General features: G+C 72.2%; 18 protein-coding genes and 1 riboswitch. Of the genes, 10 read left to right on the forward strand and 8 right to left on the reverse strand.

Annotation, left to right across the window (positions count from 1 at the left end):
* Nucleotides 1-3: 3 nt before the first annotated feature.
* The 4 genes from paaN to ACFP2T_RS03830 form a co-directional block, all read right to left on the reverse strand.
* Nucleotides 4-1677, reverse strand: a complete 1674-nt coding sequence (paaN, locus tag ACFP2T_RS03815; RefSeq protein WP_377417261.1) for a phenylacetic acid degradation protein PaaN — start codon at nucleotides 1675-1677, stop codon at nucleotides 4-6.
* Nucleotides 1678-1729: 52 nt separating this feature from the next.
* Nucleotides 1730-2755 (reverse strand): GNAT family N-acetyltransferase, encoded by a 1026-nt coding sequence (locus tag ACFP2T_RS03820; protein WP_377417263.1) that lies wholly within the window; start codon nucleotides 2753-2755, stop codon nucleotides 1730-1732.
* 428 nt (nucleotides 2756-3183) lie between these two features.
* Complete coding sequence (gene thrC, locus ACFP2T_RS03825; RefSeq protein WP_377417264.1) at nucleotides 3184-4479, reverse strand: threonine synthase; 1296 nt, start codon at nucleotides 4477-4479, stop codon at nucleotides 3184-3186.
* A 13-nt stretch (nucleotides 4480-4492) separates the two neighbouring features.
* Nucleotides 4493-4607, reverse strand: a riboswitch (SAM riboswitch).
* A gap of 19 nt (nucleotides 4608-4626) precedes the next feature.
* Nucleotides 4627-5691, reverse strand: coding sequence for a hypothetical protein (locus ACFP2T_RS03830; RefSeq protein ID WP_377417265.1), 1065 nt, complete (start codon nucleotides 5689-5691; stop codon nucleotides 4627-4629).
* Nucleotides 5692-5902: 211 nt separating this feature from the next.
* Between ACFP2T_RS03830 and ACFP2T_RS03835 the strand changes: the two genes are divergently transcribed.
* Both ACFP2T_RS03835 and ACFP2T_RS03840 read left to right on the forward strand, forming a co-directional pair.
* Nucleotides 5903-6646: a dienelactone hydrolase family protein gene (locus ACFP2T_RS03835; protein WP_377417266.1), complete on the forward strand. Its 744-nt coding sequence runs from the start codon at nucleotides 5903-5905 to the stop codon at nucleotides 6644-6646.
* A gap of 10 nt (nucleotides 6647-6656) precedes the next feature.
* Nucleotides 6657-6935 (forward strand): DUF6295 family protein, encoded by a 279-nt coding sequence (locus ACFP2T_RS03840; protein ID WP_377417268.1) that lies wholly within the window; start codon nucleotides 6657-6659, stop codon nucleotides 6933-6935.
* A gap of 30 nt (nucleotides 6936-6965) precedes the next feature.
* Here ACFP2T_RS03840 and ACFP2T_RS03845 read toward each other — a convergent pair whose 3' ends face one another.
* Entirely contained in the window at nucleotides 6966-7862 is an 897-nt protein-coding gene (locus ACFP2T_RS03845; protein WP_377417270.1) for an oxidoreductase, read from the reverse strand.
* A gap of 203 nt (nucleotides 7863-8065) precedes the next feature.
* Between ACFP2T_RS03845 and ACFP2T_RS03850 the strand changes: the two genes are divergently transcribed.
* Nucleotides 8066-9001, forward strand: coding sequence for a hypothetical protein (locus ACFP2T_RS03850; RefSeq protein ID WP_377417272.1), 936 nt, complete (start codon nucleotides 8066-8068; stop codon nucleotides 8999-9001).
* Nucleotides 9002-9004: 3 nt separating this feature from the next.
* Here the strand turns inward: ACFP2T_RS03850 and ACFP2T_RS03855 are convergent, their stop codons facing one another.
* The 3 genes from ACFP2T_RS03855 to ACFP2T_RS03865 are packed head-to-tail and all read right to left on the reverse strand — an operon-like array spanning nucleotide 9005 to nucleotide 13697.
* Nucleotides 9005-9721 (reverse strand): endonuclease/exonuclease/phosphatase family protein, encoded by a 717-nt coding sequence (locus ACFP2T_RS03855; protein ID WP_377417274.1) that lies wholly within the window; start codon nucleotides 9719-9721, stop codon nucleotides 9005-9007.
* A gap of 44 nt (nucleotides 9722-9765) precedes the next feature.
* Nucleotides 9766-10659: an ABC transporter permease gene (locus ACFP2T_RS03860; protein WP_377417276.1), complete on the reverse strand. Its 894-nt coding sequence runs from the start codon at nucleotides 10657-10659 to the stop codon at nucleotides 9766-9768.
* Nucleotides 10659-13697 (reverse strand): alpha/beta fold hydrolase, encoded by a 3039-nt coding sequence (locus ACFP2T_RS03865; protein ID WP_377417278.1) that lies wholly within the window; start codon nucleotides 13695-13697, stop codon nucleotides 10659-10661. The genes ACFP2T_RS03860 and ACFP2T_RS03865 overlap by 1 nt, the downstream gene beginning before the upstream one ends.
* 401 nt (nucleotides 13698-14098) lie before the next feature.
* Here ACFP2T_RS03865 and ACFP2T_RS03870 point away from each other — a divergent pair, with 401 nt between their 5' ends.
* The 7 genes from ACFP2T_RS03870 to ACFP2T_RS03900 all read left to right on the forward strand — a co-directional run bounded on the left by ACFP2T_RS03870 (nucleotide 14099) and on the right by ACFP2T_RS03900 (nucleotide 23267).
* Nucleotides 14099-15391 (forward strand): hypothetical protein, encoded by a 1293-nt coding sequence (locus tag ACFP2T_RS03870; protein ID WP_377417280.1) that lies wholly within the window; start codon nucleotides 14099-14101, stop codon nucleotides 15389-15391.
* On the forward strand, nucleotides 15378-18482 hold the full coding sequence (locus ACFP2T_RS03875) for a sensor histidine kinase (protein WP_377417282.1): 3105 nt from the start codon (nucleotides 15378-15380) through the stop codon (nucleotides 18480-18482). The genes ACFP2T_RS03870 and ACFP2T_RS03875 overlap by 14 nt, the downstream gene beginning before the upstream one ends.
* Complete coding sequence (locus ACFP2T_RS03880) at nucleotides 18479-18949, forward strand: roadblock/LC7 domain-containing protein (RefSeq protein WP_377417284.1); 471 nt, start codon at nucleotides 18479-18481, stop codon at nucleotides 18947-18949. The genes ACFP2T_RS03875 and ACFP2T_RS03880 overlap by 4 nt, the downstream gene beginning before the upstream one ends.
* Before the next feature lie 227 nt (nucleotides 18950-19176).
* Nucleotides 19177-19686, forward strand: coding sequence for a DUF742 domain-containing protein (locus ACFP2T_RS03885; protein WP_377417286.1), 510 nt, complete (start codon nucleotides 19177-19179; stop codon nucleotides 19684-19686).
* On the forward strand, nucleotides 19664-20449 hold the full coding sequence (locus tag ACFP2T_RS03890) for a GTP-binding protein (RefSeq protein WP_377417288.1): 786 nt from the start codon (nucleotides 19664-19666) through the stop codon (nucleotides 20447-20449). The genes ACFP2T_RS03885 and ACFP2T_RS03890 overlap by 23 nt, the downstream gene beginning before the upstream one ends.
* 53 nt (nucleotides 20450-20502) lie before the next feature.
* Nucleotides 20503-20922 (forward strand): hypothetical protein, encoded by a 420-nt coding sequence (locus ACFP2T_RS03895; RefSeq protein WP_377417290.1) that lies wholly within the window; start codon nucleotides 20503-20505, stop codon nucleotides 20920-20922.
* 56 nt (nucleotides 20923-20978) lie between these two features.
* Nucleotides 20979-23267 carry an AAA family ATPase gene (locus ACFP2T_RS03900; RefSeq protein ID WP_377417292.1) on the forward strand — a complete coding sequence of 763 codons (2289 nt, stop codon included), beginning with the start codon at nucleotides 20979-20981 and terminating at the stop codon, nucleotides 23265-23267.
* The last annotated feature ends 45 nt before the right edge of the window (nucleotides 23268-23312 follow it).

Genomic DNA, 23312 nt, shown 5'->3' on the forward strand with positions numbered 1-23312 from the left:
CCGTCAGTTGTGGCGGCGGGCTTGGACTACGCGGAAGCGGGAGGCGACGTAGGCGCCGTCGGTGAGGGCCGCGTTCGCGGCCGGGTTGGCGCCGCTGCCGTGGAAGTCGGAGAACGCGGCCGACTGGTTGACGAAGACGCCACCGGTGAGGTTGCAGGAGAGGTGGACTCCGGTCTCGATCGCTGCCGTCTCGGCGGCGTCGAGGACGGCGTCGTCGGTGGAGTAGACGGCGGCGGTGAGGGCGCCGCGCTCGCCTACCGTCTGGCGCAGCAGGGCGAGGCTGTGCGGGGTGGAGTCGGTCGCGATGACGAACGAGATCGGACCGAACCACTCCCGGCCGTACGTGCCGACGGCGTCCGCGCCGAGCTTCGCGATCAGCGGGGTCCGGACCACCGCGCCGGGGTAGTTGGGGTGCTCGACCGGGCGGGACGGCAGGACCTGCTCGCCGACCCCGGCAACCTCGTCGAGCCGGGCCAGTACGCCGTCGTTGACGATCGCGCCGGTCAGCTCGACCGCGCGGGCCGGGTCGCCCGTGAGCTTCCCGACCACTCCGGCGATGCCAGCGGCGACCTCGTCGACGCTCTTGTGCCCCTGGTCGGTTTCGATCCCGGTCGCCGGCACGAGGATGTTCTGCGGCGTGGTGCACATCTGTCCGCTGTAGAGGGTCAGCGAGAACCCGATGTTGCGGCACATTCCGGTGAAGTCGTCGGTGGAGTCGACCACGATCGTGTTGACCCCGGCCTTCTCGGTGTAGACGGCGGCCTGCCGGGCATTGGCTTCGAGCCAGTCGCCGTACTCGGTGGAGCCGGTGAAGTCGACGATCCTGACCTCGGGGCGCAGCGCCAGGGTGGAGGCGAGGCCCTCGCCGGGCGCCTCGGCGGCGAGCAGCATCAGGTTCGGGTCGAACCCGGCCTCGGCCAGCACCTCGCGGGCGTACCGGACGGTGATCGCGAGCGGCAGCACGGCCCGGGGGTGCGGTTTGACCACGACCGGGTTCCCGGTCACCAGTGAGGCGAACAGGCCGGGGTAGGTGTTCCAGGTCGGGAAGGTGTTGCAGCCGATCGCCAGCGCCACGCCACGCGGCACCACGTGGAAGGTCTTGGTCATCCGCAGCGGGTCACCCTTGCCGGCCGGCTTCTCCCAGGAGGCGGTCGCCGGATGCCGGGTCATCTCCCGGTACGCGTAGGCGAGCGATTCGAGCGCCCGGTCCAGGGCGTGCGCGCCGCCGGCCTGGAAGGCCATCACGAACGCCTGTCCGCTGGTCGCGTGCACCGCGTTGGCCAGCTCGAAGATGTGCGCGTGCAGCCGGGCGAGGATCTCCAGGCAGACGCCGACCCGGGTCTGTGGGCCCGCGTCGCGCCAGTCGGGCAGCGCGGCCCGGGCGGCGGCCAGCAGCACGTCGGGGTCGGCGTGCGGGTACGTCACCCCGAGGTCGATGCCGAACGGGCTCGCCTCGGTGGCCACCCAGCCGCCGGTGCCGGGCTGGTCGAGCGGGAACTTCCCGTCGAGGTACGCCCGGAAGGCGGCCTCGCCCTCGGCGGCGGCGGTCTCGCCGTACACCCGAGGGCTGGGCGACTCGGGATAGGCGGACCAGTAGGCACGCTCGGTGATCGCGGTCAGCGCACGCTCCAGGGTGTCGGCGTGCCGGGCGAAGAAGGGGTGCGGGGTCTCCGTCATCCCGCCATCATGCCGCACCCGCCGGACCCGCCCCAGTGGCCGCCCGGTCGAGTCAGATGGTCGCCTGCCAGCTGTTCAGTCCGGCGACCGCCCGGAAGCCGAGCGCCTCGTTGATCGAGATCATGTATTCGTTCACCGCCGCGTTGTACGTGTCGATGACCCGCAACGCGGGCTCGTGCGTCCGCGCGTACCGGAGATTCTCGATCTTGACAATGATGCCGAGGCGGTGACCGCGGTGCCGTGGCTCGACCAGGGTGATCTGCTGGAAGGCGTGCCAGTCGCAGTCCCCGTTCAGCCCGAGCGCCGTCCAGGCCACCAGCCGGCCGGTCGCGTCGTGCCGGGCGCCGCAGTTGTACCAGTGCAGGCCCCGCGCGGCGAGTGCCGCCTCCATGGCGCGCAGCCGGTCGACGTCCGGTTTGGCCGCCTCCCAGGTGAGGTCGCCGATCGGCGCGTCCTCGATCAGCCGGCTGTCCAGGTAGGCGACGTCCGCGGCGTACTCGTCCGGGGTACGCCCGTGCCAGCGCACGATCGAGTAGCCCTGGGCGTGGGCCTGGCCGGCGGTCAGCAGCCGGTCCAGCTCCGGCTCGTCCAGCGTGGTCAGGTCGAGCCGACGGCGTACGTCGGCGAGCGCCGGGTGCGCCCCCATCGCGGCGGCGAAGGCGTCGCCGGGCGCGCTCCGACCGGCGGCCGGGTCCATGGTGGCCGTCTCGCCGATCATCCGCTTGCGGCCCCGCTCCCGGAGGAATCGGACCGCGTACTCGTAGAGGGCCCGGCCGACGCCGCGACGCCGGTGGTCGGGATGCACCATGAGGACGACCTGGGCGTTCTCCCGGTTTTCCACCTGGGGCAGGGTGACCGCCAGATGGCCGACCGGTACGCCGTCGAGATAGGCCAACGCGTGCCGCTCCTCGTCGCCCGGCCACGGGTGCCTCAGGGCGCCGAAGAAGCGCTGCCGCGACAACGGTGGCATGTCCGGCTGCTCGGCCGCCCGGCTGGCGGCCTCGATCTCGTACGCCCGCTCTGCGGCGGCTTCCCCGTCCGCGTCGGCGGTGTCGAACGGGATGACGGCGATGTCCATGCCGTCGAGAGTGCCGGTCAGACCGGGCGAGCGCGACCGATTATCGCCAGCGCCGTTACCCCGATGGACGAACCGTCGTTGAGCCCATAGGCCGACGGGCGTCGGGCCGCTCGGGGAAGTTTGGTCGGGAGGACGCCCGCACAACGCCTCCGGCGCTGGGTCGTAAGAGCTTAAAAAGTCTACGGCGGTGCGTCCTCCCGCACGGAGCATCTTGCGTCCTGCAGATGCAGTCGTCAAGTCCCCTTCCGCGTGTTTTCGTCACCGATGGCAAATCCCCAGCTACAGGCCGCATTCGTACCACGGGTGTGGACCTTGATCCGCAACATGCACGCCGGGTGCGCACGCGGCTGTGCCCGGTCACCGTCGGCTCCGGACGGTGGCCGGGACGTCACGTTCCAGGGTTGGGGAATCCGGCGGAAGTGGCCGGCTCAGCCGAGCAGTCCGGCGTCGCGGACCGCCCGCAACGACGGCTTGACCCGGTACGTCGGGCCCACCTGGGCCGCCACCGCATCGAGAGTCTTGAGTCCCTCGCCGGTGTTGTAGACGACCGTCTCGGCGTCCGGGTCCAGCCGACCGCTCGCCACCAGCTTGCCCAGCACGGCCACGGTGACTCCGCCGGCCGTCTCGGCGAACACTCCGGTGGTCCGGGCCAACTGTCGGATCCCCGACCGGATCTCCTCGTCGTCGGCGTACTCCATCCAGCCGCCGGTCCGGCGTACCGCCTCCAGGGCGTACAGGCCGGCGGCCGGGTCACCGATGTTGAGCGACTTCGCGATACCGGTCGGCCGGACCGGGGTGATCACGTCGGTGCCGGCGTGCAGCGCCGTGGCGATCGGGTTGCAGCCCGCCGACTGGGCGCCGAAGACCTTCCAGCCGTTGGCCGGGGCCTCGACCAGGCCGATCTCGACCAGCTCGCTGAACGCCTTGTCGATCTTGGTGAGCAGCTCACCGCTGGCCATCGGGATGACCACCTGCTCCGGGATCCGCCAACCCAACTGCTCGGCGACCTCGTACCCGAGGGTCTTGGAACCCTCGGCGTAGTACGGCCGGACGTTGACGTTGACGAACGCGGTGTCCTCGAACTCGTCGGTCTCCACCAGTTCGCCGCAGAGCCGGTTCACGTCGTCGTACGAGCCGTCGATCGCGACCACGTCCCCGCCGTAAACGGCGGTGGCGACCACCTTGCCCGGCTCCAGGTCGCCGGGAATGAAGACGATCGACGGCACACCGGCCCGGGCCGCGTGTGCGGCGACCGAGTTCGCCAGGTTGCCGGTCGAGGCGCAGGCGAACCGGGTGAAGCCGAGCCCCCGCGCGGCGGTCAGCGCCACCGAGACGACCCGGTCCTTGAACGAGTGGGTCGGGTTGGCGCTGTCGTCCTTGACCCAGAGCGGCGCCCGGATGCCCAGCTCGGCGGCGAGGCCGGCGGCCGGGACCAGCGGGGTGAGGCCGGGGTTGAGTGTGACCCGGGCGGCCGGGTCCTGGCCGGTCGGCAGCAGGGCGGCGTACCGCCACAGGTTCTGTGGACCGGCCTCGATGTCGGCCCGGGTGACCCGGGCCAGTGCCTCGGTGTCGTAGCCGACCTCCAGGGGGCCGAAACACTCGAAACAGGCGTGCTGGGCAACGAGGGGGTACTCGGATCCGCAGCCGCGACAGACCAGGGCACGGGCGGGGCTCGGGATGACCTCGGTCGTCTGGGTGGGGCTCGCGTCGATGATCGACGTCATGGCGATGGCCGTCCTCTCATCTTTCCCGGACCGCACGGCGCGGCGGGGACGGATTTGGCACCTGCTCCGCGGTGGAGTGGTTGCCGGGGCGTCATCGGGCCGTATCCCTCAGCCCCTCTGGATGAGGTATTAAGTTGTCCGGACAGTCTACGGTCCCGGCCGTCCCGCTGTCCCGGGCACCGGCCCGCTGTGACCAATATCCCGACCGGCACCGGGTGCGGGTGCGGACGCGGGTGCGGGTGCGGGTACGCACGACGGAACGGTCCGGCGCTGGTACGACACGGCCGCGACGGCGAGCGCCCAGCCGTACCCGGCGAACGCCGTCGGGGCCGCCACGCCGAGCAGCCCCCGACCGCCGTCCCAGCGCCAGTCGAGCACGCCGGCGGCGATCAGGACCAGTGCGCCGGTGCCGTACAGGGCGAGGGTCGGTGCGACCAGCCAGACCGGGGTGAGCGGCAGGAGGCGGGGCACCCGTCGACCCGCCAGCCACAGCGTCCAGCGTGGGAAGACCATCCCCCACGGCTGGACCAGACCGGACAGCAGGAAGACGGCGAGTCCGAGACCGGCCCAGAAGGCCACGGCCGCAGACCACGGTGGCCGGTAACCGTCCGGTTCGATCCCGGGTACGCCGAACGCGCCGAGCGTGTGCAGCACGGCGTACGGCAGCAGCGTGGCACAACCGGCGTAGGCGAACCGGCGTACCACGGGCGGCGCCGGGTGCGGCGCCGGATGCCGCCGGTCCGGCCGCCCCGGTGGATGGTTCCGGCCGCATCGGACGCACCCGCCGGACGTACGGCGGCGCCACGAGATCGCGGTGGCGACGAAGAGCGCCGCGACGCCGGCCAGCCCCAGCCGCTGGGCGAACGGCAGCCAGTCGGCATTGCCGTGGCGGTCCTGGACGGCACCGGTCAGGAACAGCTCGATCAGGTTGAGCAGCACCATCGCGCTGCCCGCCAGGGCCAGCCCGGTCACCGCCCAGACCCCGGTGGAGACCAGGCCGGGTGGGATCCGCCGTCCCCACGGTCGTACCGTAGCGGCCGCCATCGCCGATCCGGCGAGCAGGAGCCCCGCACCCGGCGCGGCAAGGTCCGGCAGGCCGACCAGGGAACGCCGCCCGGTCAGCACGGCCACCAGCAGCAGGCCGCCGTACCCGGCCGCGAGACCGCTCGCCGCATAACCCATCCAGTACGGCCAGCGCCGCCACCATGTCATCCCGTCACCCTCGCCGTCGGGGCGGAACGACACCTCCCCTGCCGGAGGGAGCCGCCTCCCCGCTGAAGGGGAGGCGGCGGGGTCCGGCGTCCGGGCCAGGGTAGTTGACCTAGGCTAACGATCACACTGGCACGGACCGGATCGCCGACGACACCGCGCCGATCCCGGCGCTCGGAGATCACTTGCCGGTGCAGCAGACGGGAGCACGACGTTGCAGGACGCGATGCAGGCCGGAACCGTCCGGATCACCGGGGCGGGCGGGGACGAGATCGAGGCGTACCTCGCCCAGCCGCTGGGGTCGGAGCCGCGCGGTGGGGTGGTGGTGATCCACCACATGCCCGGTTACGACGAGGCGACCAAGGAGATCACCCGGCGACTGGCCAGGTACGGGTACGCGGCCATCTGTCCCAACCTCTACAGCCGGGAGGCGCCGGGCGCCAGCCCCGACGACGCGGCGGCCACGGCGCGGGCCGCCGGCGGCGTACCCGATGACCGGCTCGTCGGCGACGTCGGCGGCGCGGCCGACCACCTGCGCGGGCTGCCCGCCTCGAACGGCAAGGTCGGGGTGATCGGGTACTGCTCCGGTGGGCGGCAGGCGTTCCTGGCGGCCTGCCGGCTGCCGCTGGACGCCGCCGTCGACTGCTACGGCGCGTTCGTCGTCGGCAACCCGCCCGAGGGCTCCCCGCTGGCCGTGACGCCGCTGCTCGACCAGGCGGGCACGCTCTCCTGCCCGCTGCTCGGCATGTTCGGCGCGGACGACCAGTACCCCTCGCCCGCCCAGGTGGAGGAGTTGGCCCAGGAGCTGACCCGGCTGGGCAAGCCGCACGAGTTCCACACCTACCCCGACGCCGGACACGGGTTCTTCGCCGTGGACCGGCCCAGCTACCGGCCGGTCGCCGCGACCGAGGGCTGGCAGCGGGTCCGCGAGTTCTTCGACCGGCAACTCGGCGCCTGAGGAGGTCGACATGTGCACGTACGTCACCGTGCGGCGTGAGGTCGAGGGGAGCGGAAAGGGCGCCGGCGGCTGGTTTCCGGTCAGCGACGCGACCGTCTACGTGGACCACCCGACGCACGCCCCGTACGCCCACACCCTCAACATCGACTTTCTGAACCCGGCCGCCGGGCCGGCGGCCCGGGTCGCGGTCGAGCTGACCGAGGAGTCGGCGCTCGCGCTGGTCGAGGCGATCCACGCGGCACTCGCCGCCGCCCCGGCCGGAATGGCCAGCCGCGACCAGAAAGTCTGACCCGGGTACGCAGCCGGTCTCCCGGAACGCTCAGCCGCTGCTCTCGGCGGCCCGGTCGAGGCGGGCGAGGTCGTCGTCAGACAACTCCAGCCTGCCGGCGGCCAGGTTGGCGATCAGGTGGTCCGGATTGCCGGTCCCCGGGATGGCCAGTACGTGCGGGCCCTGTCGCAGCGTCCAGGCGAGTCGGACCTGCGCGACGGTCGCCCCGTGGGCAGTGGCGATGGCGCGGATCTCGTCGCTCTCCTCCCCGCTCGGCCCCGCCTCCCGCCCGGACCCGGCGATCGCGAAGAACGGTACGAAGGCGATCCCCTCGGCGCCGCAGGCCCGCAGGAGGTCGTCGGTGCCGCGCCGGTAGTTGACGCCGTACGGGTTCTGCACGCAGACCACCGGCGCGATGGCCCGGGCCTCGGCGAGGTGTCCGGGCCGGACGTTCGAGATGCCCAGATGCCGGATCAGGCCGGCGTCACGCAGCTGCGCCAGCACCCCGAACCGCTCGGCGATCGGGTCGGGCCCGTGGACCCGCAGGTTCACCAGGTCGAGATGGTCCCGGCCGAGCTGGCGGAGGTTCTCCTCGACCTGGCCGCGCAACTGCTCCGGCCTGGCCAGGGGCAGCCAGGCACCCGACGGATCGCGGCCCGGCCCGACCTTGGTGGCGATGACCAGGTCGTCCGGGTACGGAGCCAGTGCCCGGTTGATCAGCTCGTTGGCGGACCGCAGGGAAGAGAAGTAGAACGCGGCGGTGTCGATGTGGTTCACCCCGTGCTCGACGGCGAGCCTGAGCACCCTGACGGCCCGGTCCCGGTCGCTCGGGCTGCCGTCGGCGTTGTGGGTCAGCCGCATCGCGCCGAATCCGAGCCGGTTGACCGGCATGTCGCCGAGCGTCCAGGTGCCGGCGGAAGCCGCGCTGACCGTCCCCGAATCCGTCACTGGCAAACGCCTCCCTGCTGGACTGCTGACCGATCCGCCGCCGTCGGTGTCGACGTGCGGCGGTGTCTCCGAGAACCACGAACGGTTCATCATGCAGTGATGGTGCTACCCGACGGGCATCGGCTCACCTCGCCGACCGGCCGCGTCCCTCCGCGAATCTGCGAGGGATTCAAGGTCGCCGTCGTCATCGTTAGGGTGGGCGCATGGGAGACACGGCCAACCTGTGGGACCTCGAGGCGGATCCGGCCACCTTGGACGCCCTCGAGAACGCCTGGAAATCTCAGGTCAAGCAGCTTTCCTGGGCGGCGGAGACGATCAGCGGCGCGGCCAACCAGGTGATCGGCTCGGAGTCGTGGACGGGCGAGACGGCCGATCGCTACGACCAGCACCGGCGGAAGCTCGTCGTCGACCTCGACAACTGCGCCGAACTGGCCGGCAAGGTCGCCCGGGCACTCGGCGAATGCGCCCAGGTGCTGCGGCACAACCAGGAGATGCTGACCGCCGAGCGGCAGAAGCTCGCGAAGATCAAGTCGAGCGAGGCCGGCGGGAAGCTCACCTTCCATCCAGCGGACGAGCAGGAGACGAAGCTGGTCAACGACGCGATCCAACTGGCCAACGACATTCGCGCCCGGGTCGACCGGGAGTTGAACCCCCAGGCGGCGACCTTCAACTCGGCCCTGGGTCAGCTGCGCGGTTGGGAGAACACCTGGTCGGCCCGGAACCTGCGGATGCTGAACTACAACATCCAGCAGGGTGGTGGCGGCAACAGCCCATGGCCGTGGAACAAGGATGTCGGCACCGATCAGGGTGACTTCGGCACGCTGGCACAGCGCATGATCGACGGCAAGGTCGACGTCGCCACGCTGCAGGAGGTCTTCGAGGACGGTGCGACCAAGCTGGAGGAGGAGCTCAACAAGCGAGCCGCCCCCGGCGAGAAATGGGAGGTCCATTTCGGCCCCGCCTCGAAGGAGTGGCAGGCCGACGACGGGTTCCCGGTCATCCGGGGAAGGGAAGACTTCGGCAATGCCGTCGTCGTACGCACCGGCAACGGCGTGTCGACCGGTTTCGTCTCAGTTCCGATGCTCAGCCCGGGCGACGAGGACCGCTCCGCGACCAAGGTGGAGATCAGGCTCGACTAGCTCCTACCAGTTCGACAGGGTCAGGTCGACGACCTGCCCGTCGTGATCGGACGGCGTCCGGTCCCAGCGGGTGGCCTCGCTCGCGCCGACACCGCGCGGCAGCACATGGTCGATCCTGCGATTGCTGGCCGAGGTGCCACCCCGACCGTCGTGGATGTCCCCGGCGTTGACGTCGAAGCCCTGCCGGCCGAAGTCACGGATGGCCTGAGCGGAGGGACTGTTGCCGGTCGACAGGGCGTTGAAGTCCCCGGCGACCACCGTGTTGCCCAGGTTCTGGTCCCCGGCCATCGTGCGCAACTCGGTGATCTGCTTGGCCTGGTCCTGCGCGTGCCCGTCGTCCGCCACGCTCAGGTGGGTACTGAACAGGTCGACCCGGTTGCGGTTCGTCTTCAGCAGTTTGTCGGCCGCCTCGGCATCGGTCGTCCGGTACAGCGCCAAGGCGAGTTCCAGCCGCTCGGCGTCCGAGTCCACCGTGGCGGCGAACGCCTTCAGCACGCCACCCATCGTCGAGCTCGCCTGCTGCTGGGCGCCCAGGCAGGCCGCACCGGCGCTCGTGTTGCCGAACGGGGTCGCCACGGGAAGGCGCCCCTGTCGTACCGAGGTCGCGGGCGACGGCGCGTTCGAAAAGCCCTGCACGCCCGCATCGAGCGCGCTCTGGGCGCGTCGTACCTCGGTGCCGAGCTTCCGCACCTCGTTGAAGTCGACCCTGCTCGTCGTCACGCCGCCGATCCTAGTTCCGGCGCGACCGTGATCGATACGTCGACTCAGGAGACGACGTCCTTGCGGGTGAAGCGCCAGAAGGCGAGGCTCCAGAAGACGGTGGCGTAGCAGATCGCCGAGATGCAGCCCTTGACGATGTCGTCGGTCTGTACCGGGGTCGACAGCAGGCCCAGCCAGGCCTGGCTGTAGTGCGTCGGCAGGAAGTCCCGGAGCACCCCGAGCGCGGTGATCTGGTCGAGGATGCTGGACAGGATCCAGAGCAGCACCGCGCCACCGACCGCGCCCAGCGCCGCGTCCGTGGTCACCGACAGCAGGAACGCCAGCCCGGCCACCACCAGCAGTACGACCGCCAGGTAGCCGAGGATGCCGAGCAGCCGTAGCAGACCCTCCCCGGCCGGGATCTGTGCCGCCACCGTGCTGCTCAGCGGCTCCCAGCCGTACCGGAGGGTGCCGGCGAGCATGGCGGTGCCGGCGAGCAGCAGCAGGGCCAGCAGCGAGTACGCCAGCGCGACCACCAGCTTCACCGTCAGCAGCCGGGCCCGGGGCACCGGGACGGCCAGCAGGTAGCGCAGGCTTCCCCAGCTCGCCTCGCTCGCGACCGTGTCGCCGCAGAACAGTGCCACCACCACGACCAGCAGGAACGACGACGAGACGAGCAGCGAGAAGAGGGTGAAGTTGAGCCCGCCGGTGGTGGCCATCTCGATGAGGCTGCCGAACTCGCCCCCGCCGTTGTCGTCGTCCCCGGAGCCCTCGAACTGGAAGGCGACGAGGATGACCAGCGGCAACAGCACCATGAACCCGAGCGCGAGCTGGGTACGCCGCCGCGAGGCCTGCCGGCGCCACTCGGCGGCGATCGCGAGCGTGGCTCCGGGCCGATAGCCGGCGGCGGCGCCCGCCGCGTCCGGCGTACCGACGGTCCCGGTCTCGATCGTCGACATCAGCGGTCCCCGCTTCCCCGAGAGTTCTCCCCGACCAGGGCGAGGAAGGCGTCCTCCAGACGGCGCCGGGGCACCACCCGGTCCACCCCGACCCCGGCCCGAACCAGCTCGGCCACCACCTCGCTCCGGGCGGTGCCGTTGGTGTCCACCACCAGGCCGCCGCCCGAGTCCGGCAGCACCCGTACCCCTTCGAGCCGGTCGAGTACCGCCCGCGCGGCGGCATCGTCGGAGACGTCGAACTGGGTGCTCGGGGACTCGCCGACGATCTCGTCCACCCGGCCGGACGCCACGATCGTCCCCCGGTGTACGACGACCGCGTGCGTACAGGTCTGCTCCACCTCGGCCAGCAGGTGGCTGGAGACCAGCACGGCCCGGCCGTCGGTCGCGTACCGGCGCAGTACGCGGCGCATCTCGGCGATCTGCGGCGGGTCGAGCCCGTCGGTCGGCTCGTCCAGCACCAGCAGCTCCGGCAGGCCGAGCATGGCCTGCGCGATCGCCAGCCGCTGCCGCATACCGTGGCTGTACTTGCGGGTCTTCCGGTGCACCGAGTCGCCGAGCCCGGCGATCTCCAGCGCCTCGTCGAAGTGCGCGTCCGCCCAGGGCCGACCCGTGGCCCGCCAGTACGCCCGCAGGTTCGCAAGGCCGCTCAGGTGCGGCAGGAAGCCCGGTCCCTCGACCAGGGAACCGATCCGGGAGAGCACCGGGGAGCCGGGGACCAGCCGGTGGCCGAAGACGTGGATCTCGCCGGCCGTCGGCTGGGTCAGCCCCATCAGCACCCGGAGGGTGGTGGTCTTGCCGGCGCCGTTCGGCCCCAGCAGGCCGACCACCTGACCCCGGTGCACCTCGAAGTCGATCCGGGACACCGCGACGAAGCCGTCGGCGTACTCCTTGCGTAGTTCGCGGACCACCAGCGGGGTGTCGGCGTACTCGGCGACGATCGAGGTGTCGTGCCGGCGGTGCCGGCGGCGAACCACGGTGACGACCACGACGAGCCCGAGCACGATGGCGGCGATCAGGCCGACGAGGGTCCAGCGCCAGACCACCGCCGGGGTGGCGATCGGCGCACCGTCGACCGTCGGCAGCGACACCTCGGCGCCGGTCAGGGCACCGCCGGCGGCGCCCGGAGCGGCGGGCGCACCGGCCGCCGCCCCGGCGAGCGCGACGGTGTAGGTGACCGGCTCGGCCGGGGTGGCGTACGCCTGGTCGGAGCTGGCGACCACGACCCGGAGCCGGTGTCCGGCCTCGATCCGGCGCACGATCGCCGGCAGGGTGACTCGGACCGGCTGGGCCGCCGCGATGTCGGCGGGCAGGCCGGTCAGCCGTACCGGGGCGACCAGGCCGTTGGAGAGCGCGGCCGGACCGTTCGGGTCGACGTCGTAGAGCTTCACGAAGAGCACCGCCTCGCCGGTCGGCGATGCGGCCCGGATGGAGACGCTCGGCGAGCCGACCACGTCGACCGCGTGGTCCAGCGGTGCGGACTCGAACCGGGCGTGCTGGCCCGGCAGGTCACCCGCCACGCCGTCGAGCAGCGAGGAGAACCCGCCGGCGAACGGCAGCGCCGAGATCGCCGCCGGGTTGCCGTTCGGCGGGTTCGCGATCCGCTGCTGCGGACCGGCGACCCCGATCGTGCTGGTGGCGGCGCCGTCGACGCCGGGATAGTCGGCGACGGAGAACCCGGTGGCGACCAGGCCACGGTCCAGCGCGTCGAAGCCGGCGATCCGGGACCAGGTGAAGCTGGCCGACGGCGCGTCGCCGGCACCCTTGACGTAGTGGTCGAGCCACTGGGCCATCAGGAAGCGCAGCCGGTCCTGGTCGGTCTGCGGGCCCTCGCCGCCGTCGTGTCCTCCGGTGAACCAGGCGACCCGGACCGGAGTGCCGGCCGCCGCGATGCCCCGGGCGTTGGCGTCGGCCTCGGCGAGTGGGAAGAGGGTGTCGGCCGCACCCTGGATGAGCAGGGTGGGCGCCTTGATCCGGTCGAGCACCCCGGCCGGGCTGGACCGGCGGAGCAGGTCCACCGCCGCCGGGTCGCCCCGGCCGGTGGTGGCGATCCGCAGGTACGCGGCGCAGACGTCGGCGGCGAAGCGACCGCAGGCCGGGTCGGTCGGCGTGGCTCCGGGTGCCGCCCCGGGCACCGTGCCGAGCACCGGGTCCCGGTCGGCCGGAGATCCGTTCCCGGCGCCGTCCGGGCCGGAGTCGCCGTCCGCGCCGGAGTCGTCCTCGGAGTCCTCCGAGTTTCCGCCCGGCCCGTTGGCGCCGCCCGGCGCGCCCAGGCCGCCGAGCCCGCCGCCGCCGCTTCCGCTGCCGAAGAAGATGCCGGCCCAGCCCTTCTTGAACACGCCGTCGACCGGCTCCCGACCGGTGGACTCGGGCAGGAAGGAGCGGGCCAGATCGTTCCAGGTGATCATCGGCACGATGGCGTCCACCCGCTTGTCCTGCGCGGCCAGCAGCAGGGCCAGGCCGCCGCCGTACGAGCCGCCGACGACACCCACCCGGGGGTCACCGGCCGCGTCCTTGCGGATGTCCGGCCGCTCGGCGAGCCAGTCGAGCAGCCGGGAGGCGTCCCGTACCTCGTAGTCGGGGTTGTCCAGGTGGATCTGCCCGCCGCTGCGCCCGAACCCCCGGGCGGTGTACGTCAGCACGGCGTACCCCAGGTCGGCCAGGTCCTCGGCGTCGGAGGAGACCGAACGCTTCGTACCGCCGAACCCGTGCGCGAGCAGCACCGCCGGCGCCGGCCGGGCGGCGCTCGCCCCCTCCGGCAGGTAGAACGTGGTGTCCAGGTCGACCGGCTGATCGCCGTTCGGTCCGGACCGGACGGTGATCATCGAGTCCGTTGTGGAGTAGGACGTCCGCTCCGGCCAGACCGCCCAGCCGACCAGCGCCGCGAGCAGCACGACCACGGCCCCGCCGGCCACCACCCGCCGCCGGGTCAGGCGGATTCGCCACCGCCGGGCCGGCGGGGTCGGGCCGGCGGCGTCCGGTCGGTCCGGCCCGGCCGGGCGCAGGGCACGGCGCAGCCGCGCCAGCAGTGGGGAAGGCATGGGCACACCGTACGGCGCCCAGCCTGAGGGTTGGCTGAGATCCGCCGTACGTCCGTCCGGCTGGCCCGTTCGGTGCGGACGGGTGGTCGTCCGCGCCGGGCGAGGCGGTATCCGGCGAGCCATATTCGGATCCTGTGAATTCCGATCTTTCGGTGCACCAGCCATTAATCGATACATGCGACTAGGCAACTATGCACAACGAGTCACATTTTCGGTCACCGGGTGTTACCTGTACCCAAGTGACGCATAACTGACTGCTCGACCTGGATCGTCCGGGTCCTGAGTCCATTAGTTTTCCGGTCCGGTGGACGGGACCGGCGGCCTCCCCACGCCCTCCACCAGATCGCACCCCTTGCCGATGGAGATGGACGATGACAGTTACCGCGCAGCGGTCTCGGCGCGTGTCGAAACGGACCGGTGTGGTGCTGCGAGTGCTCCTCGCGGTCGCCCTGCTGGTGCCGATCGGCGTGCTGTTCAGCTCGCACTGGCAGACCAACGACGAGCGGCGGTCGTACGCGGACCGGGAACGGCACGGCGTCGAGTACCTTCGTTCGCTCGGGCCCGTGACGGTTGCCCTGGTCGACGCGCAGTCGAGCGCGGTGGCGGGTCGGTCGGGCGCCCGGGAGGCGCTGCGGAGTGCGGTCGACGCCACCAGCGCGGTGGACGTCCGGTACGGCGCCGAACTGCGGACCAGCGACCGCTGGGCCGGGATACGCGCCAAGATCGAGGCACTGCCGGACCGTACCCCGACCGATCCGGCGACGGCGTCGGCGGCGTACAGCGAGGCCGGCGACCTGCTGCTGGCCCTCTACGCGAAGGTGCGGGAGAGTTCCGGGCTCGTCCGCGACCCGGAATCGGATTCGTACCACCTGCAGGACGCCGTGGCCGAGGAACTGCCGGAGGCCCTGGTCGCGGCCGGCCGCCTCGCCGACCTGACGGTGATGGCGGCGAAGCGGCCGGCGTCCGATCGGCTGCGCACGGCCAGTGAGATGGCGCTGGCCCGCGACGCCGTGATCGAACCCGCGAGCGACCTGGTCAGCGGCCTGCGGGTGGCAGTCGAGAACACCGAGAGCCGGACCCTGGGCGGTAACCTGCTCCGTCGGCTCGACGGCTATCAGCGCGCGGTGGAGGCGTTGTCCGGCCTCACCGCGGATCCGAGGCGTGCGGATCCGATCCAGGTGAGCACCGCCCGGTCGTCGGCGCACCTGTCGGGGGCGGAGCTTTCCACGATCATCCTGTCCGAGCTGGACATCCTGATCCAGGAGCGCGCCGACGAACTGACCGACCAGGGGTTGATCGCGGTCGGCGCGCTCGCCCTCGCGGTGCTAATGATCGTGGCCCTGGCCGCCGGCATCGTGATCGCGGGCCGGACGACCCGCCCCGGCTTCGCCTACCTGGGTGAGCCCGGCATCATCCCGCCGGGCTCGGCCCAGCCCGGCGCGGTGCCCGAGGTCGGACCGCCGCTGGGCGGGCCACCACTGGCCGAACCACCGCCCGTCATCGCCTCGCCGCTGGCCGGGCCGTCGGTGCTGCCCGAGCGCCGGCCGTACCGGCCGGACCCGGCCGGCGAGCCGAGCCGACGCCCGCTGCCGGACTGGCCGGACCCGGTCCCCGCCGGGCAGGCCAATCCGGCCATGCCGGGAGGCCCGGACGGTCAGCCGGCGCACTGGGGACGTCCCGATGCTGCTCGGTAGGCTGCGGATCCGGGGAAGACTCGCCCTGCTCGTCATCATCCCGCTGCTCAGCACCATCGGCCTTGCCGTTCCGGTGCTGGTCGACCGGATCGACTCGGCCAGGAAGGCGGCCGACACCGCGGACTCGGTACGCCGCGCCGGCCGGGTCGGCACCCTGGTGCAGGAGCTGCAACTGGAGCGCCTGCTGTCGATCGGCTACCTGCTGAACGCCGTCGACCGGTCCGAACTGGTCAAGCAGACCGCCCAGGTCGGGGACCGGCTCGCCGACCTGCGCGCCGAACTCGGCGACGAGACGACCCCGGAGATCGAGACCGCCCTCGGTACCGTGCAGCGGCTCACCGACCTGCGGCTCGGCGTACTCGCCCGGCGGATCAGCCCGGACGAGGTGATCAACGGGTTCGGGCACACCCACACCACGCTGATCGAGTCGTTGCGGCTGACCCGGACCGCGGACGCGAACACGCCCGAGGGGCGTCAGATGATCGCGCTGGACGCGGTGCTCCGGACCGACGAGGGAATCAGCGCCGCCGGCACCCTGATCGTGCTGGTGGTCGGGACGGAAAGCCCGTCCGCCGGCACCGCGTACGTGGCCAACATGTCCCGGTTGCAGGCTAATCTGGCCCGGTTCCGCGGCTTCGCGACACCGGCCCAGAACGAGCTGTACGGACTGGTGGAACGGGCGGTGGCGGCCAGGACCAGCCCCGAGTTCCTCAGCGTCGGCTCACTCAACCCGACCAGCGCGGCCATCGGATTCTCCCTGGACCGGTTGTTCCCGGCCGTCTCCTCGCTGACCACTCTCGGCCAGTTCATCGAGAAGAAGATCGTCGCCGACGTGGTCGCCGAGGTGACCGAACAGCGCCAGCGGGCCATCGCCGGCGCGTACACCGTGGGGCTGCTGGTGCTGCTCATCATCGCGCTGATGATGCTGCTCAGCCTGGCCGTGGCCCGCACCGTCGCCCGGCCGTTGACCCGGCTGACGGTCTCCGCCGACCGGATGGCCCGGGTCGCCGAGGCGGAACTGGTCCGGATCGTCGACGACGAGTCCGAGTCGCCCGACCCGATCCGGCTCGACCCGGTGGACGTACGCGGACGGGACGAGATCGGCGACCTGGCCCGGGCCTTCGAGCGGGTGCAGGGTACGGCCGCCCGACTGGTCGAACGGCAGGCCGCCAGCCGACGGAACGTGGCCCAGATGTTCGGGCACGTCGGACGGCGTACCCAGAACCTGGTCGGCCGGCAGATCGCGCTGATCGACCGGCTGGAGCACCAGGAGACGGATCCGGGCCGGCTCCAGCACCTGTACCGGCTCGACCACGTCTCCAGCCGGCTGCGCCGCAACGCCAGCAGCCTGGTCGTGCTCTCCGGCGGAGCCGGCGGGGACGGGCACGTGGCTCCGCTCCCGCTCGGCGACGTGGTCCGGCTGGCACTCGGTGAGATCGAGGACTACACCCGGGTCGACGTGCAGGTCCGGCTCGATGTCGCGGTGGCACCGGGGGTCATCGGTGACCTCGCGCTGACCCTCGCCGAGCTCATGGAGAACGCCACCGCCTTCTCCCCGCCGCACACCCGGGTGACGGTGCTCGCCGAGGTCATGCCCGGTGGGGTACGACTCAACCTGGTCGACCACGGCATCGGCATGTCGCCGGAGCGGATGGCCGAGGAGAACGCCCGGTTGACCCGACGGGAGCGGCTCGACCTCGTTCCGACCGAGGTACTCGGACTGTTCGTGGTGGGTCGACTCGCCCGTCGACACGGTTGGCGGGTCACCCTGTCCGGGACCACGCCCGGCGGCGGGGTGACGGTGGGCCTCGAGATCGACGACCACCTTCTGATCACCCGCCACCCGGAACCGCCGGTGGTGGCGGCCAGGGCATCGGTGCCGCAGACGCTGCCCGTCCGGCCGGTCAACGTCCCCGAGGCCAGCCCGCCGATGGCCCCGGTGCCGGGTCGGCTCCCGGTGGAGGACCCGATCCAGAGGCCGGACGTCCCGCCGAGGCCGAACCTGGCCCCGAGGCCCGACATGATGCCGATGGCTCCGAGGCCGGACGTAATGCCGATGGCTCCGATCCCGGAGCTGGTGCCGGCGGCGGCCTCGACAGCGCCGGTGTTCGACGCCGAACTGATCAGTCGGGCGACCCGCTCACTGGCATCCGGCCGACCATGGAACGCCTTCCTGACCCGGTCGCCCGAGAGCACCGGGACGGACGTCACGGGCCAGCCGGCCACCGCGCCCCACGGGGAGGCTCCCGGACACCCGGAGCTTCCGGACCTCGGGAGGCGGCCGGACGCACCGGTGCAACCCGACGCCCCGGATCGGCCGGATCGGGCTGGCCAGCGCAGCGGTGCGCCCGGCCAGCCGGCATCGACCGGACCGGCGGTGGGTACCGCCGACAGCGGCCCGGGACCTGCGGCATCGGGCCCCGGCACCGGGCTGCGCCAGCGGGTCCCGGGCGCCCAACTCCCCGCCACCGGCCGCAAGAGCCGGCCCGAACCGACGCCGGCCGACCCGTCGGTGGTCCGGGCCCTGATCGAGGAGTTCGAGGCCGGGGTACGCCGGGCGCAGCGCGAGCAGCAGTCCCGGCCGCCCGCCCCTCGACCGACGCCGGAGTACGAGGGTGGGCGGCTGGAGCCCGGCAGCCCACGGCCGGCGCAGGCCGAAGTGCGGGTGGAGCACGGCGACCCGCAGGCCGGCGCGCAGGCGAAGCCCGGTGACCCCCGGCCCGACCAGGCGGGGTTCCGACCCGATCACGGCACCCCGGCACAGCCGGAACCCGGTGGCTCCCAGCCGGAGCAGGCTGACCCGCGGCCGGCGACGACGGCAGCCCGGTCCAACGGGGTGGGAGCGGCGGAGACCACCGCTACCGGACCTGCCGCCGTCCCGCCGCGACTCAACCGGCGGGTCCCCGGCGCGAATCTGAGCATTCCGGCGCCTGCCACCCCGCCCGGCCAGGCATCACCCACCATCGCGACCGCCACGCCGGACGATCCTGACCGGGCGCGCGAGTTGATCATGCAATTCGAGTCCGGCGTCGCCCGCGCGCTGAACGAAGTCCGTTCAGACAACCGCCACGAAGAGGGAACCCCACGATGAGCACTCCCTTCATCCGTTTGGAACAGGACCAGCAGGGAAACGGCACCGGCGAACTGAGTCAGGAGGCGCGCACCTTCAACTGGCTGCTCGACTCGTTCACGTCCGGCACTGCCGGCGTACAGGAGGCGATCGCGGTCTCCTCCGACGGCCTGCTGATGGCCATGTCGTCGATCAAGGACCGGTCCAACGCCGAGCGACTCGCCGCAGTGGTGTCCGGGATGACCAGCCTGGCCAGTGGAGCCGCAAACTGGTACACCCTGGGGGCGCTCAACCGGGTCGTGGTGGACATGACCGACGGCTACCTGCTGGTCAGCGCGATCAGCAGCGGCTCGGTCCTGGGGGTGGTCGCCGACCGGTCGGCCAACCTCGGCACCGTCGCCTACGAAATGACCCTGTTCGCCGGTCGGGCCGGAGGCGCGCTCACCCCTCGGCTCATCGTCGAGCTGAAGAACTCCGTGCAGTCGTGATCGCGGGTGGTGCGGTGTCCGGTCCGCTCAGCCGTACATCGCAATACGCCCACCGACGGAGCGAGGAGGTGCCGTGACCGAGCGAAGCGAGGGAACCAGCCGGACCAGTCCCGTAAGTCACGGTGCCGACGAGCGCAGCGAGGAGGTGCCGTGACCGAGCGAAGCGAGGGAACCAGCCGGACCAGTCCCGTAAGTCACGGTGCCGACGAGCGCAGCGAGGAGGTGCCGTGACTTGGCCTGCTGCGGACGAGGTGCCGGAGCCGGAACCAGAGCCGGAGTCGGATGTGCTGCCGACGGTCCGGATCCGTCCCTACCTCCGGGCCGCGCTGCCGGAGCCGGAGCCCGAGCCGGAGGCCGACACCGGGGAGATCCCGGTGCTCGACCCGGTGCCGACCGGGTTACGTCCGTTCGTACTCACCGCTGGGCGGGTGTCCGGGATCGATCCGGCGATCGGGCTGGAGACGCAGGTTACCGCCAGATACGAGAGTGGTGCCTGGACCAGCCCGCCGGTCACCCGTCTCTCGTCGGAACTCCAGGACATCGTCGCGCTGTGCGTCGAGCCGATGTCCGTGGCGGAGATTTCCGCACGGCTCCGGATGCACCTCGGCGTCACCAAGATCCTGGTCGGTGACCTGCGGGCCGCCGGCCACCTCGACGTACACGTCTGCGACGTCGAGGATGCCCACGACCCCGACCTCATTATGCGAGTGATCGATGGACTTCGTGCGATCTCCTGACTGGCCGGCGTCCCCGCCGGCCGGCCCATTGGCCAACAGCGCGCCCGGACGCTACGGCAGCCCGGCGGGGTACGGCGTCCAGGCGGGGCGGATGCCACCGCCGGTCGGGTACCCCCAACCCGCCCGCCAACAGCCACGCCACGCCCGCGAGTCGGACGGCGATCCGGTGGCGGCGCACCGGTCCGAGCAGCGACGCGGTTCCACCGCGCCGATCCCGGTGAAGATCCTCATCGCGGGTGGCTTCGGCGTCGGCAAGACCACCACGGTCGGCGCGATCTCGGAGACCGCCCCGCTGACCACCGAAGCGGAGATGACCACGGCCGGGATCGGCGTCGACGACCCCGGCACCCGCTCCGACAAGACGACCACCACCGTGGCGATGGACTTCGGCTGCGTCACCATCGACCGCAGCCTCAAGCTCTATCTCTTCGGTACGCCCGGCCAGTCGCGGTTCGGCTTCATGTGGGACGACCTGGCCCGGGGCGCGCTCGGTGCCCTTGTGGTGGTGGACAGCTCCCGGCTCGACGACTGCTACCCCGCCATCGACTACTTCGAGCGCGCCGGGCTACCGTTCGTGGTCGCGGTCAACGCGTTCGACGGGCAGATCGCGCACGACCTCACCGCGATCCGCTGGGCGCTGGCGATCGGAGAGCACGTCCCATTGGTCCAGTTTGACGCCCGCGAGCGGCTTTCAGTACGCGATGCCCTACTGATCGTGCTGGATCGGGCCCTGGATCGAGCGATCCGGGAGCGGGAGACTTAGCCCGCGACGGTCCGGCCAATTCGGTCGACGGTTGGGCCGGGGAAGGTGACACCATGAGGGGCGAACTGGACGACGCGCTGGCACGGATGGAGCGTCGCGAGGCGTTGCAGCGACGGCGGGCCCAGGAGGCGGCGGCGGCCCGGCCCGGCTCACCCGTCGACGAGGTGATCGAGGCCGTACAGCGGGTTGTCGCCGAACATCGGGCATTGGCGGTCACGATGTGGGTCGCCGACGGCCCGAGCATTTCGGCCATGCACGTCGCCTGGACGGACGGAATGGTGACGGTACGGCCGGCGGCCGAGCCGGCGTTGCCGACCGCCGGCCAGCCGCCGCATTCCTGGCCGATGTCGGTCAAGACAGTGCCAAGTTGGGCAGCGCCCGAGGATCCTCCGGCGCCCGACGCCGCCGCCCGGCTGGCCGACCTGATCCGGCGGGACCCGTCCCTGCTCGGCCCGGACGACCACCAGCCCTGACCGGCCGGGCCGCACCATTGCCGCCGGGGCTGGCTCCTGGCCGGTACTCTCGGCCGGTGACGGGTCCGGATCTCACTCTCACCGCCAATCTGCGTCCGGCTGCCCTGGACGCGCGGCGGGGCATCGTCCGGCTGCACCCGGAGGTGCTGACCGCGCTGGGTCTGCATCCCGGCGATCCGGTCCAGCTCACCGGGCGCCGCACGACCGCCGGGATCGTGGCCCGGGCGGAGCCGACCGCGAGCCGGGCGCTGCTCTACGCCGACGACCTGATCCTCGGCAACCTCGGTGTCCGGGACGGCAGCCAGGTGACGGTCGCACCCACCCCCGTGGTGGCCGCCCGGCGGGTCATCCTCACCGGGCCGCCGGAGATCACCGCCGCCGTCTCGCCGGAGATGCTCCGCCTCGCACTGCTCGGCAAGATGGTGACCACGGGCGACGACGTCTCGCTGCTGCCCCAGGACGTACTTCCGGACGCGGCGGTCCGGACCCTGGTCGAGGCCGCCCGGCGCAGCCTGGCCAACACCGTCGGCTACGCGTGGACGAGCACCCTGCTCACGGTCACCTCGGCGGATTCCACGGCCGGACCGGCCGGTACAGCAGGTGCGGCCGGTACGGGCGCCGCCGGGGCTAGCACCGGACCGGGATCGGGGCGGATCGTCTCCGTACTGGTCACGATGGACACCGTGGTGGGCTGGCAGGACGGCCACCTCACCCACGGCACCGACCCGGCCGAGGTCCGGGCGGTGACCGGGGCCGGTTCTCCGGCCGCACCGGACCCGGACCCGGCGCCGGGGCTGGACGAACTGCCCGGACTGCGGGCGCAGGCGGAGGAACTCACCGAACTGCTGGACCTCGGCTTCCACCACCGCGAGGTGCTGGGAAGGCTGGGCACCACCGTGTCGCTCGGCGTGCTGATCACCGGGCCCGCCGGTTCGGGCAAGTCCGCGCTGGTCCGGGCGGTCGCCAGTTCGGTAGGCGCCCGGGTGGCCGCCCTCTGGGCGCCCGAACTCGCCGCGCTGACCAACGACTCCGCCGCCCGCCGGCTCCGGGAAACCGTCCGGTCCGTCCAGGACAGCCCGCCGGCGGTGCTGCTGGTCTCCGACGTCGAGGCGCTGGCCCCGCGCGACGTCCCCGGACCGATCGGTACGGTGTTCCGCCAACTGCTCACCGAGACGGTACGGACCGGAACCGCGGTGATCTGCACGACGAGTCGCCCGGAGGCGGTGGACCCGTCGTTGCGCGCTCCCGACCTGCTCTCGCTGGAGATCGCGGTCCCGCTGCCGGACGCGGCGCTGCGCCGGGAGCAGCTGACCGTGCTGACCCGGGGTATGCCGCTCGCCGAGGACGTCCGGCTGGACGAGGTGGCCGCCCGTACGCCGGGGTTCGTCGCCGCCGACCTGGCCGCACTGGCCCGGGAGGCCGGGGTACGCGCCGCGTTGCGCCAGAAGGCGGCGACCGCGCCGACGGTGGCGATGGCCGACTTCTCGGCGGCGCTGGAGGTGGTCCGGCCCACCTCGATGGCCGAGTCCTCGATGTTGGAGTTGGCCGACGTCACCCTCGACGACGTGGGCGACATGGTCGAGGTCAAGGAGATGCTGACCGAGTCGGTGCTGTGGCCGCTGAACTATCCGGACACGTTCGCCCGGCTCGGCGTACAGCCACCGCGCGGGGTGCTGCTCTACGGCCCGCCCGGATGCGGAAAGACCTTCCTCGTCACCGCACTGGCGGGTACCGGCCGGGCGAACGTGTTGTCCGTGAAGGGCGCGGAGCTGCTGTCGAAGTGGGTGGGCGAGAGCGAACGGGCGGTCCGGGAACTCTTCCGGCGGGCCCGGGACGCCGCGCCGACGCTGGTCTTCCTCGACGAGGTGGACGCCCTGGCTCCGGTACGCGGGCAGGCCACCGACGGCGGCACCACGGACCGGGTCGTCGCCGCCCTGCTCACCGAACTCGACGGAGTGGAGCCGCTGCGCAACGTGGTGGTGATCGGCGCGACTAACCGGCCGGATCTGGTGGATCCGGCGCTGCTCCGGCCGGGCCGGCTGGAGCGCGGGGTCTACGTGCCTCCGCCGGACGCCGCCGCCCGGGCCGAGATCCTCCGCGCGGCCTCCCGGTCGGTGCCGCTCGACGCCGAGGTGGACCTGGCCACGCTGGCCGAGGACCTGGACGGTTTCTCCGCGGCCGACTGCGCGGCACTGGTCCGGGAGGCGGCGCTCGCGGCGATGCGCGAGTCGTTGGAGGCGACCACGGTCAGCGCCGCGCACGTGGCCACCGCCCGGACCCGGGTCCGGCCCTCGCTGGATCCGAGCCAGGTCGCCTGGCTGGCGGCGTACGCGGCGCAGCGCTGAGGACGTCGTCGAGCGGGCGGCGGGGACGTGGACCTGCAACGGCGT

Source organism: Plantactinospora solaniradicis (genome assembly GCF_042658085.1).
In the GTDB taxonomy this organism is placed as follows: Bacteria; Actinomycetota; Actinomycetes; order Mycobacteriales; family Micromonosporaceae; genus Plantactinospora; species Plantactinospora solaniradicis.